Raw genomic sequence first — 11,900 nt, 5'->3', positions numbered from 1 at the left:
TTAAGCGAACTCAATGTGATGAACTACTACTTAAAATGACGAAGGAATTATAACGAGTAAAAAAAATAAATCCATACTAACAATGAGGATACAAATTATATTAAAAAATAACAATTTAGTTTGATTGTAGTCATATTAAATAACTAATTTTTCAATTAGCACACAAGGTAAATTTATGGCTTATGAATTTCTGACACAAACAACATGTAGAAAACTAGCAACAGGTGAAGAGTGGCTAAAACAGCGTAATGATAGCGCGATAATTGATGTTAGCTTAAATGCAGGGCAACTCGCCGTGAACGAGAGAGCCGCAGATAAAGATTTTATCACTATTGTTCAGCAACTTGATGTTTATTGTCGCCAGCTTGAGGGGTTATTTCCCTTTATTGAATTTACCAAAAATACAGAGTTTCACTCTACGTTACTCGCGATTTTTAATCAGAAACAGCAAGATTTTGCTGGTCATAAAGTAATGCTATATCAATGGTGTAGGGAAATAGCTCACCTATTTACTCAGCACAATACCATTGAACTTATTTTTAGCAATGTGGTGCTAACATCAAATGGTAGTGTGGTATTAACGGCTATCTCGTCAGAACTAGAATCTTTTCGCCAAATGGTTTATAAAAAAATTCCTATTGATGGCTGTCTACATAAAAATATTATTCACCTTACCTTAGGGCGATTAAGTAAAAATACATCGTCAGAAAATATAAAAAATTTTTACGACTATATTAGCAATAATAATCTAAATACAATTTTCTCATCAGAAATACCCTCTTGGAAAATTGAACAACCTAAGTTTGTTATTAGCCAAGGTTCATTATCTAGTGAAATAATTTCAAATATCACCCATGATTTTAATCAGCTATGGTTTGATGCTTATTAATTTATAAATAAAAAATGCCACCATTAATTAAGTATAAAATTATTGGTGGCATTTTTATTGAGTAGTTTTTTAGTTAATATATTGGTGCAGATTAGTGATCAAGTGAAACAGAGTGAACATGTTCTAACTGTTTCAGTGAGCAATAAAATTCAGGTAAGGTAATTTTTTGGCGAACTAAAAGTTTTAAATTCACCTCTACCCGTTCTTTTTTAATATCTCGAATAGTCAGATTTTCAATCACATCTTTATGGCTGTTTAAATACTCAATTAATAGCGGTACTCCACTTTCATGAGTAAATAGCATCCGCACTTTTATTTTTCCTAATCGCTGATTTTTCATCTGAAATAGCACCACTTGCGGGCTAAGTTGAATAGCCAGAAAAAAGAGCACAGTAACAATAATGGCATGCCAATAAAATCCAGCACCGCAGGCGATACCCACACCAGCAGAAGCCCAAACAATGGCTGCCGTTGTTAATCCTGATATGGCATCATCACGACGATGTAATATAACTCCAGCACCTAAAAAACCGACACCACTGATAATCTGCGCAGCTAATCTCATTGGGTCACTACGAATATTATCGGAAATATTGGCATAATATTCAGCAGATTGAATGGAAACAATAGTTAATAGACAACTGGCAACAGCAATAATGACACAGGTTTTAAAACCGACAGGCTTACCCTTTGATTCACGCTCTAAGCCAATAAGGCCGCCTAAAATAAAGGCGGCGAGTAATTTAGCAATGCTTGATAGTGATAAAGGGCCAACGGTATCAACAAACTGTATTAATGCATCCATGGTTTGCTCCTGATGTTGGCTTGTTCCTTTATTTTAAGACTATGGTGTTGCAATACCTTCTGGTGTTTTTTTACCTTCGCTATTTTTCTTTTTCGATACATCATCTTTAAAGAAGAAGATAAAGAACACCGTTACAACAGCGGCAACAATCGCTGGATATATCCAGAATGTTGACCACTGTGGTAATGCAGCATCGCCTGTTTCTGTTACGGTTGAATTAAAGATTTGACCACAAATAGTGGAAGCAAATAATAAGCCGAAACCATTAGAGACAATAAAACGTAAACCTTGCGCTTGAGCACGAATTTCTGGTTTGGCTTTGCGGTCAACATAGATATCACCAGCGGTAAAGAAGAAGTCCCAACATAATCCCTGTAGCATTAAGCCGATAACGATAAAATAAAACTCTGTATTTACCGCTGCATAAGAGAAGAATATTGAGCGAATAATCCAGCTTACTACGCCAAGCAATAATGTAATTTTAAAGCCAAACTTCATTAAGAAGAATGACAATACAAACATAAACAGCACTTCACAGGCGATACCTATTTGCATAATAGAAGCGGCGTTATCAAATCCTAATGCTTTAATAAATACGGGAATATAAGCGGAATAAGCCGTTTTAGGGATCATTAAAATAAAGATGCTAAACATTAAGATAGCGAAATAACGATCTTTAAATAATGAAAGTGCATCTAAACATAAAATATCACGAGCAGAGAATGGCTTACCTTTCGCTTTAGGTGGTGTATTAGGTAAAGTAAAGCAGTAGAAACCAAGTAAAACACCCACAGCAGAAGCGATATACCAAGTCATGGTACTGCCAGAGAAGCCCATTTCTCCTAATATAAATCCGATAGCCATAAAACCAAACGTACCGAATACACGAATAATAGGGAAATATTTCACACCATTAATATGGGAGAAACTAATGCTGTTTGAAAGCGCCGTTGTTGGATAGAACAATAATCCAATAATGAATATTAAGAATAAGGTCATGCCGCTGTTTTGCGCTTCAATAAATTGAGGTACACAGACAATCACCGCGGCATTAATAAGGTGTAGGATGCCCATGACTTTTTGTGAAGCAAAGAAGCGGTCAGCAACCATACCAATAAACAGTGGCGAGATAATGGTAGCAACACCTAATAACGCGTAAGCATTACCAATAATACTTGCCATACCATAGCTGCTTAATACTAATCCCATCGTCATATTCCATGCGCCTTGCATAAAATATTGAACAAACATCATGATTAGTAAACGAGAGGTAATTTTCATATCCATCATCGTTCTCCTCTTAATTTGTTTCTAACGTTAATCCGTCGTATGCAACGCGGATATTATGAGGAGTACAAATTGCTTCTAATTTATGGTGAAGCAATTTACCACTGTGTGAGATATGGGAAACCGCAATCTGGCTATCTTGATGTAAACAACCTTGTTGTTGCAGTTTTTCTTTCGCTGCAAATACAGTCTCTAGGCTCATATGGTTATCAGTGCGATCTTTACCATTTAACCCATAAGTGCATTCAAAAACGACCATATCTAATGGTTTGTTTTCTAACCATTTCCATGTTAATTCAGGGAACCAACCAGAATCATGACCATAAAAAATAGTCTTGCCATCTTTTTCAATATGATAAACATAGCAAAGTTCCCATTTAGCGTGATTAGCCAATAATGGGGTAATTTTATAACCGTTTCTTTCTACGGTAACAAAAGGAATTAAACAGTGAAACGCGAAGCGTTCTTTACTGTAGCCAGGTAATACTTCAATACAGCCATTAATGGCTCTGTCATTACCAAAAATATGCAGTGCATGGTTAATTTCAAAACCATAACCTTCCATGCGGCTAAAGAGATCGCCCACATTAAAATGATCTGGGTGAGTATGAGTAAACAACAAGCTTTCAAGACGAGTTGCATCCATGCCATCGCGCATTAGCTGATAGGTAAATGTTGGTGATACATCGATCAACATCAGATCATCAATGATTGCACTAGAGTGCGTTCTAATATCTTTTCCTGCAAGTTCTCGTGCTTTCAGACAGTGTTCACAACGGCAGAATGGGTTTGGTATGCCTTCAGAGGCAGCCGTCCCTAAAAAATGAAGTTTCATAGAAATCCCCTTATCTTATTGTTTTATTATGAGTTTATTAATTCTCTGGTGCTGGTTATCTATAATGAATAGATTAATTTGAACGTTCCAATAATAAATTGGCTATTAAAGTTTGCCAATCAGTGAAGTTAAAATCAGTGATCTTATTCAAATAATATTTTTTATCTATTTGATTAATATGATTATTAAATCTAAGTGATATTGATAATTATTAATGTGGCTGTAAAATCTATTTGGTTGTTTTATAAACGAAATGTTAGTGGAACGATCAAATCAATTATCAGTAGTCGTGATAAATAATTCAGGTATGCTATTGAGTGAGAAAATTGAGGTGGAAATAGATAAATGGCAACGATTAAGGATATTGCAAAACTAGCGGGTGTTTCTCATGGCACGGTTTCTAACGTATTGAATAAACGTGGAAATGTCAGCGTAGAAAAAATTGAGGCAGTGTATCAAGCGGCTAAGCAGATGGGTTATCAGCTAAATACACAAGCTCAACTTTTGAGAACCAATAAGAGCCATAAAATTGCGATCCTCTTGCCCCAATTAGTTTCTGAGAAATATGCTGTTTTCTTTAATTCACTCAGGCAATCTATCGCTCATTTTCCAGAGGTAACTTACGATCTATTTTTAACGGATGACCTTGAAACCGCAGAGTTAGATGCATTACAAAAGATTGCAGCAGGGGGATATAAGCAGGTTATTTCAGTAAGCTGTCTTAAAGATGCCTCGATCTATTTTGAAACGTTAAAATTACCCCCTTCTCAAATTGCTTTTATTTATCGTCGTCCTTTAAATGCCGTGCGTTTTTTTACCTTAGATTTTTCACAAGCAGCAGATGTTATTTGCCAGCAGTTAGCTCAAACTACGGGTAAATTAGTAGGGATATTTATTGGTAATCGTGACTATTTGAATAGTCAGATTTTTGTTAGTGAATTACAAAATAAAATTAGTCAATATTCACCAGATAAAAATGTGGTTGTGCTGAGTGCCTCTGATGAAGAGAGTTATAAAATTGCATTTGATTTCTTTTCTATGGAGCAAGTGCCAGATATCTTCATTACACAGGATATAGAGAAAGCCCGCTATTTAACTCAAGCCAGTTATTTTGGTAGCCATAATGAATGCTCTCCTATTTTTGCCTTAAGTGACAATATTCCACCTGTTTTAAAGGGACTATATTATTTCCCGATGAACTATGCGCAATTAGGATTAGAAGTCATAGATTGTCTGATGCAAGAATTAGATAACGATGACGATATTGCAGCTGACAATATAATTTGTGTACCTAATCAAGGGGAACATCTTTATACAGCAACACCTGCAAGAATTAATCAGAATGAGCAAGATATTAGTCTTAACCTATTGATATTACCTAGCCCATCAACCAGCGCATTAAAAAAACTATTACCGCATTTTTATCGTCAAACAGGTATTCAAGTTAATTTGGCGGTTCATCCTTATGATGAGGTTTATCAGATATTAAGTCAGTTACACCTTCATCCTTATTATGATTTATTACGTATTGATATGGCGTGTTTTCCTTGGTTCGCAGAGCGAGTATTGCAACCATTGGATAAAATAGGCAATGGATTAACTGATCTGCTAAATAACTTCTCTTTACCGACACAGCAAAAATTTAGCGTGGTTAATAATACTGCATATGCAATGCCATTTGATGCGAGTGCACAATTACTGTTTTATCGTAAAGACTTATTTGAAGACACTATTTTAAAAAGAATGTATTACGAAAAAACGGGGAATGAATTAACTGTACCTACGACATTTGAAGAGTACGACCAAGTTACTCAATTTTTTACACAAAATTATGAAGTAGGGCAATTCTCTCGCCCAATGGGTGCATCAACAACGCTGGGTAGCGCGGGTCTTATTGCAACAGAATATTTATTACGTTATTACGCACAAGGTGGGCGACTAATTGGTGATGATAATATTCCCAAACTAACAATGCCATTAGCTGGCAATGTGCTTAAAGAGTATCTGCATCAGTTGTCGATCACCGAAAATATTCATAATAAATGGTGGAGTGAGTCAGTTAGGCAATTTGAGCAAGGTAATCTTGCTATGCTTGTTGCTTATATGAACTTATTTAATGATGTAGCACATAGTGATATTTTACCAAAAATTGGTTTTGCACCTGTACCCGGAGGTGTTCCTCAATTAGGTGGTGGTGTATTAGGTGTTTCTCGCTATAGCCAAAAAGCGCAATATGCTGAACAGTTTTACCGCTGGTTATATTCTCCTGTTGTCATGGATCATCTGATTTTGTTAGGGGGAAATAGTAACCATCAAAACTTCAACCATAATCAGGAAATTAGCCATCGTTATCCGTGGATGACATTAGCTTATCAAGAGATAAATAAAGGGATCCGTGAGTCTTCAGTTCCAAATGGTAAGCTATTTAACCTGAGACAGGCTGAAATTATTATTGGGCAGGGTATTACTAATGTGGTTAATAATATTATGACCATAGACGAGACTATCGATTATATAAATCAACGCTTATTAATTGATACTCAAGGTGAGCGGTGAATTCATTTTTTATTAATAGAGATAACAAGGATACGAGATTAAAAAGGTGTCTTCTTTTCTTTTAGGGAGTTTTTGTGGGATTTGTTATTGATATATCTAATAATTTAGTTACTGTTGATCATGCTCATAATGATTTTTGTATTACAACTCCTCACGGAAATCCCGCTGTTCTTTTCCTTGGAAATCTAAAAGTTACATCTATTTTTTCTCGAACTAAAGGTAAGCGAGATCGCGCTTTACCCGGTGATAATAGCCCAATGCTTTATGCTTTATGCTTTAAAGGGCATGCATAGCCTTATGACTAGGCCGCGTGATATTGGCATGTTATGCCTGAGTTTTCGCCAAATTCTCCCTATTTTTTTAAATAATACATCTCAGTGGGATTGGATTGTTCCTTTACCTTCAAGTAGCCCTGTATGTAGTCGATTTGCTGGTATGATCCAAAAGCGAACTCAGATAGGGATCTGTCAGACTGAAGCTTTAGACAAAGTGACTGCGGCAGACGTTTTGCATTGCGTTCGAAGTTTGAGAATATCCTCTAAAGATAAAAGTGCTATTTATGAAGATGTTAAGCGATTTATATCGTTGAATAGTCTAGATGCTCCATTTCAAATAAAATCCATAAAGAGAACAAAATTACGTAAATATGTTAACCCTCTTATGTGGGGAAATATTCCATATGAGACTATACCGCCACAAAGAGTATTACTAGTTGATGATATGATAACGACAGGAACATCTTTAGTTTGTGCAGAGAACATCATTAGAGCCCGTTATCCTGATGTACAAATTGAAGCATTAACAATATTTGGGTCGTCTCGGTAATGGACGTAGGCGACTTGCATTGTATTTATTATCAGTATATTATTTGCACTAGAGCTGGTATGAGCGGCCCTGCTCTATAAATGATCGAACGTCGCCCGCGCTGCACCCTGATATACGGTCAGATCGTAAGGATCAAAATGTATATTCCTTAGAGAGCGGATAAGGCAACAAGCAAGGTTGTAAAATATTGCAAATTCGAATTTGTATTGTTTCAGCAAAAAGCACCTCTTGAGGTGCTTTTTGTCGTTTAAGAGGTCAAACTTAGGGAGGGGATACTCTTAGAGTCTATTTATTTACATTAAGCGGACAGTGCTCGTAATAAAGCAAACGCTTCTTTTACCTGTTCTTCTGTGACAACAAAGGCACGTAGTATATGATTTTCATCAAAGCCTTTAGCGATAACACCCGATGGTGTTGTATTAATACTCCACGTTAAGTCATTACGAGCGGTTTCACCGGCAAGATGCAGTGGCATTAATGGTGTTTTTACCCGAATAATCATTGGCGGTAGATTAAGAGGTGCATTATTTTCACCCACTAATGATTTTGCTAAATGCATCGCACTTAATTGAATAGGTTGTAAAAAAGGTAATACATCGCCTTTGATTTGTGCGCAATCGCCTAAGGCATAAATATCTTTATCACTGCTTTGCAGATATTCATTCACCATAATCCCACGGTCAGTATGTAAACCTGCAAGGTGAGCTAATTCTCTATTTGGTGCAAGCCCTGTTGCCGCAATAACACAATCAACTGTTAATTGATGATGTTGATTAAAAGTCGCTAAAATAGCGTTATCAGTTTGGGTTAATGACTGTAATGGTGATTTCAGCATTAAGCGCACACCAATTTCAGTTAGGCTCGATTGTAAGCGACCACTGAGATCGGATGGGATCAGGGAAGATAGTAATTGCCCTGAAATATCGGCAAGGATCACCTCTTTACCTGCGCGACAAAAATCCATCGCTAATTCTGTACCAATTAACCCAGCACCTAAAATTAATACTCGTTTGGCATTATGAATTTGCGTTTCATAAGTGCGATATTCTTGCTGGCTATTTAGGGTAAACATTAATTCATGCCCTGGAATAGCAGGGCAATAAGTTTTGGCACCTGTTGCTAATACTAGTTTATTGTAATGCCATTGTTCACCTTCGGTACTCTGAATACATTTTTCATCCGTATTAATATCAATAATTTGTGTATAAGGATAAATCGCTAATTGATATTGTTGTGCAAACTCTTGCGCTGTTTGTTTTGTTAAATCATCAGCACATTGAGCCTGACTTATTACATGGCTTAAATCCGGTTTGTTATATTCATCAATGCTGTCTGATGCAATGAGAGTAATAGGAACATCTGCATTAAATTTGCGAATGTTTTTGACTAATTGGCGCGCTGCAAAGCCCGCGCCAATAATGACAATCCCATTACTGAGTCGCTCTGTACTCATTTTGCCTCCTTTGCTATTGCATCAAAAACATCTTTGCCTAATGAACATTCAGGGCATAAGAAGCTATCAGGCACTTCACACCATGGTGTGTTGGGTTGAACGTTTTGCATTGGTTCACCTATTGCAGGATCGTAAATCCATTGGCAAACACTACACTGCATGCAAGAACCTAAATCGACAGCTTCAACATTTGTGGTAACTTTAGGGTGTGATGAGGCTGTACAACAAGATTGAGTTGCAGGAAGTGGTGCTAATGCCCATTGGCGAGCGAGTTCTCTGCCATACTCACGACAAATTTCTTGAGCATCCATATCAGGACGCCATTTGGTTTTTAATGCCAACGCGGTTTCAAAACCCGCATCCATTAAGCGAGTTTGAATACGGTCAACTGCGCCACCATTCCAGCCATAGCTACCAAATGCCGCGGCTTTTTTATTGCGAAAACGTAAGCCAGTCATCTCTTCAAGCATGGCGGCAATTTTTGGCATCATGACATTGTTCATAGTAGATGAACCCACTAATACGCCTTTAGAACGAAATGCACTGGTAATGATGTCATTTTTATCACTTTTGGCGACGTTATAGCTTTTTACAAACACATTTGGGTCTATTTCATTGATCCCTTGAGCGATAGCATCAGCCATCATGCGAGTATTGTTTGACATGGTGTCGTAAAAAATAGTGATGCGATCTTCTTGATAGTCAGCTGCCCATTTTAGGTATAGCTCGACAATTTGAGTGGGATTATCTCGCCAAACTACGCCATGAGAAGTGGCAATCATATCGACAGGTAAATTAAAGCCGAGAATTTCAGTAATTTTTGGGGTAACAAGGCGGCTAAAGGGTGTCAGAATATTGGCATAATAGCGTTGGCACTGTTCAAAGAGTTCTGTTTGATCAACTTCATCGTTAAATAAACGTTCATCGCAATAGTGCTGACCAAATGCATCATTGCTAAATAAAATCGCATCACCAGTAAGATAGGTCATCATGCTATCAGGCCAATGCAACATTGGCGTTTCAACGAAAATTAGCTGTTTACCATTGCCAATATCTAATGTATCGCCCGTTCTAACGATATTAAAATGCCACTCTGGGTGATGGTGATGACCATTAATCGAGTCGATAGCATTCGCAGTGCAATAAATAGGAGTATTAGGAATAAATGACATTAATTCAGTTAGTGCACCGGCATGATCTTCTTCTGCGTGGTTAATAATAATGTAGTCGATATCTTCTAAATTAATTTGTGCGCGTAGATTTTGAACAAACTCACGACTAAATTTATGATCAACGGTATCAATAAGCACATTTTTTTCTTCGCAAATCAAATAGCTGTTATAGCTGCTACCTAATAGTGTTTTGTATTCTGTGCCATGAAAATCACGAACTTCCCAGTCACGTTGACCAACCCAGTTAACATTATTTTTTACATGAATAGCCATTTTGTACGCTTCCTTCTCATTAATTTTTTATCGGGATATGTATTGATATAATCAAGAAGCGTGCCAGTTTTTATCGTGTTGTTTTTAATCGTTTTTTATTTATTTGATAATTTAGATGTTGTCAAAATGACTGTCTTTATCATGTCAAAATGACCATAATAAAGGTCATAATGACTATGAGGTGTTTTTATGGGATTTTCTGTTGATGTGCTGGCTAGAATAGCCATTGAATTGCAAAAAGATGTTGGTCATCAAGACCGTTTTCAGCGTTTAGTGACAACACTTAGACAAGTACTTGGCTGTGATGCCGCGGCATTGCTGCGTTATGAGCCTTATCAGTTTATTCCATTGGCGATTGATGGTCTTGTGCCTGATGTGTTAGGGCGTCGGTTTTTACTTGAAGGACATCCTCGGCTTGAAACGATTGCCCGAGCTGGCGATGTGGTGCGTTTTCCCGCCGATAGCGACTTGCCTGATCCTTACGACGGACTTATTCCTGATCGAGAACATTTAAAAGTTCATGCTTGTGTCGGTTTACCGTTATTTGCTGGGCAAGATTTAATCGGCACATTAACGCTTGATGGTATGGATCCTAATCAATTTGATACTTTTAGCGATGAAGAATTGCGTTTAATTGCCGCATTAACGGCTGGTGCATTAAATAACGCATTACTGATTGAACAGCTTGAAAATCAGAATATGTTATTTACCCCAACCTCGTCATTTAAACCTACAGTAAAAACAGAAATTATTGGTCTATCTCCGTTAATGATGCAGTTAAAAAAAGAGATAGAGATAGTTGCGCCCGCAGAAATGAATATTTTAGTCACAGGTGAGACGGGAACAGGTAAAGAGCTGGTGGTGAAAGCGATCCACGAAATGTCTAATCGTGCAGATAATCCATTAGTCTATTTAAATTGTGCAGCACTACCTGAAAGCGTTGCTGAAAGTGAATTATTTGGTCATGTAAAAGGGGCATTTACTGGCGCAATTAGTCATCGTAGTGGAAAGTTTGAAATGGCGGATAATGGTACGCTATTTTTAGATGAAATCGGTGAGCTATCGTTAACTTTACAAGCTAAATTACTAAGAGTATTACAATATGGTGATATTCAACGTATTGGTGATGACCGTAATTTACGCGTTAATGTACGTGTATTAGCCGCAACTAACCGTGATTTATGGGAAGAAGTTTTAGCCGGAAATTTTCGTGCTGATTTATTTCATCGCTTGAGTATTTTTCCACTTCATGTACCGCCATTACGTGAGCGTAATGAAGATATTTTACTATTAGCAGGCTATTTTTGTGAACAGTATCGTCAGCGGTTTAATTTATCGCAAGTGGTGATTAGCCCTGAATTACGTCTCTATTTATTGCACCATTCTTGGCATGGTAATGTGCGCGAATTAGAACATACCATCCACCGAGGTATTGTGTTAGCAAGAGCAGGAAGTAAAGCGGATAGCCTTATTTTACAGGTGGGCCATTTTGCCTTGAGTTCAGAAAACCAAGTTATTCCAACATCTCATTCTCTGCCTGCAACAGATAAAAACTTAAAACAAGCCACAGATGAGTTTCAGCGTGATTTAATTAAACAAGCATTGCTAAATAACAATCATAATTGGGCAGCAACAGCACGAGAGCTTGCGATAGATCCCGCTAATCTGCGTCGTTTAACTAAGCGATTAGATTTAAAGTAATATTATTCTGTGTGAGTATTTCGCTAGTAAAATAGAAAAAGGTAATTTGGGTGCGTGGTCCAAATTACCTTGAGTCATTATGTTAGGATGATAAGTCTTTAATA

At 37.1% G+C, this 11,900-nt stretch carries 10 protein-coding genes; 5 read left to right on the top strand and 5 right to left on the bottom strand.

The features are described from left to right. Positions 1 to 175: 175 nt before the first annotated feature. The gene (locus tag ABN099_RS14335) at positions 176 to 889 is read left to right on the top strand and encodes a hypothetical protein (protein ID WP_349464556.1); all 714 of its coding nucleotides are present in this window, start codon (positions 176 to 178) and stop codon (positions 887 to 889) included. A gap of 91 nt (positions 890 to 980) precedes the next feature. Here the strand turns inward: ABN099_RS14335 and ABN099_RS14330 are convergent, their stop codons facing one another. Genes ABN099_RS14330 through ABN099_RS14320 form a run of 3 tightly spaced genes read right to left on the bottom strand, consistent with a single transcriptional unit; the run spans position 981 to position 3,816 of the window. Then, a complete protein-coding gene (locus ABN099_RS14330) occupies positions 981 to 1,694 on the bottom strand; it encodes an MgtC/SapB family protein (protein WP_349464555.1) in 714 nt (237 codons plus the stop codon). Positions 1,695 to 1,733: 39 nt separating this feature from the next. Beyond that, the gene (locus ABN099_RS14325; protein ID WP_349464595.1) at positions 1,734 to 2,981 is read right to left on the bottom strand and encodes an MFS transporter; all 1,248 of its coding nucleotides are present in this window, start codon (positions 2,979 to 2,981) and stop codon (positions 1,734 to 1,736) included. A 13-nt stretch (positions 2,982 to 2,994) separates the two neighbouring features. Further along, a complete protein-coding gene (locus ABN099_RS14320; protein ID WP_349464554.1) occupies positions 2,995 to 3,816 on the bottom strand; it encodes an MBL fold metallo-hydrolase in 822 nt (273 codons plus the stop codon). A gap of 345 nt (positions 3,817 to 4,161) precedes the next feature. Between ABN099_RS14320 and ABN099_RS14315 the strand changes: the two genes are divergently transcribed. From ABN099_RS14315 to ABN099_RS14305, 3 genes are all read left to right on the top strand, one after another. Then, a complete protein-coding gene (locus ABN099_RS14315; protein ID WP_349464553.1) occupies positions 4,162 to 6,372 on the top strand; it encodes an extracellular solute-binding protein in 2,211 nt (736 codons plus the stop codon). A gap of 74 nt (positions 6,373 to 6,446) precedes the next feature. Then, positions 6,447 to 6,665 carry a hypothetical protein gene (locus tag ABN099_RS14310; protein ID WP_349464551.1) on the top strand — a complete coding sequence of 73 codons (219 nt, stop codon included), beginning with the start codon at positions 6,447 to 6,449 and terminating at the stop codon, positions 6,663 to 6,665. A 4-nt stretch (positions 6,666 to 6,669) separates the two neighbouring features. Continuing rightward, on the top strand, positions 6,670 to 7,197 hold the full coding sequence (locus ABN099_RS14305; protein WP_349464550.1) for a phosphoribosyltransferase: 528 nt from the start codon (positions 6,670 to 6,672) through the stop codon (positions 7,195 to 7,197). A gap of 298 nt (positions 7,198 to 7,495) precedes the next feature. Here the strand turns inward: ABN099_RS14305 and norW are convergent, their stop codons facing one another. Both norW and norV read right to left on the bottom strand, forming a co-directional pair. Then, on the bottom strand, positions 7,496 to 8,650 hold the full coding sequence (gene norW, locus ABN099_RS14300; RefSeq protein WP_349464549.1) for an NADH:flavorubredoxin reductase NorW: 1,155 nt from the start codon (positions 8,648 to 8,650) through the stop codon (positions 7,496 to 7,498). Then, complete coding sequence (gene norV / locus ABN099_RS14295; protein ID WP_349464547.1) at positions 8,647 to 10,095, bottom strand: anaerobic nitric oxide reductase flavorubredoxin; 1,449 nt, start codon at positions 10,093 to 10,095, stop codon at positions 8,647 to 8,649. The genes norW and norV overlap by 4 nt, the downstream gene beginning before the upstream one ends. 189 nt (positions 10,096 to 10,284) lie before the next feature. Between norV and norR the strand changes: the two genes are divergently transcribed. After that, positions 10,285 to 11,796 (top strand): nitric oxide reductase transcriptional regulator NorR, encoded by a 1,512-nt coding sequence (norR, locus tag ABN099_RS14290; protein WP_349464546.1) that lies wholly within the window; start codon positions 10,285 to 10,287, stop codon positions 11,794 to 11,796. Positions 11,797 to 11,900 lie beyond the last annotated feature (104 nt).

The organism is Proteus hauseri, assembly GCF_040139125.1.
GTDB classification, from domain to species: Bacteria; Pseudomonadota; Gammaproteobacteria; order Enterobacterales; family Enterobacteriaceae; genus Proteus; species Proteus hauseri_B.
This window is presented reverse-complemented; position numbering and strand designations above follow the sequence as displayed.

Bases quoted from the DNA above. Each gene is read 5' to 3' on its own strand.
- norR (WP_349464546.1), top strand. From the start codon at position 10,285: ATGGGATTTTCTGTTGATGTGCTGGCTAGAATAGCCATTGAATTGCAA.
- ABN099_RS14320 (WP_349464554.1), bottom strand. From the start codon at position 3,816: ATGAAACTTCATTTTTTAGGGACGGCTGCCTCTGAAGGCATACCAAAC.
- ABN099_RS14315 (WP_349464553.1), top strand. From the start codon at position 4,162: ATGGCAACGATTAAGGATATTGCAAAACTAGCGGGTGTTTCTCATGGC.
- ABN099_RS14335 (WP_349464556.1), top strand. From the start codon at position 176: ATGGCTTATGAATTTCTGACACAAACAACATGTAGAAAACTAGCAACA.
- ABN099_RS14305 (WP_349464550.1), top strand. From the start codon at position 6,670: ATGACTAGGCCGCGTGATATTGGCATGTTATGCCTGAGTTTTCGCCAA.
- norV (WP_349464547.1), bottom strand. From the start codon at position 10,095: ATGGCTATTCATGTAAAAAATAATGTTAACTGGGTTGGTCAACGTGAC.
- ABN099_RS14325 (WP_349464595.1), bottom strand. From the start codon at position 2,981: ATGGATATGAAAATTACCTCTCGTTTACTAATCATGATGTTTGTTCAA.
- norW (WP_349464549.1), bottom strand. From the start codon at position 8,650: ATGAGTACAGAGCGACTCAGTAATGGGATTGTCATTATTGGCGCGGGC.
- ABN099_RS14330 (WP_349464555.1), bottom strand. From the start codon at position 1,694: ATGGATGCATTAATACAGTTTGTTGATACCGTTGGCCCTTTATCACTA.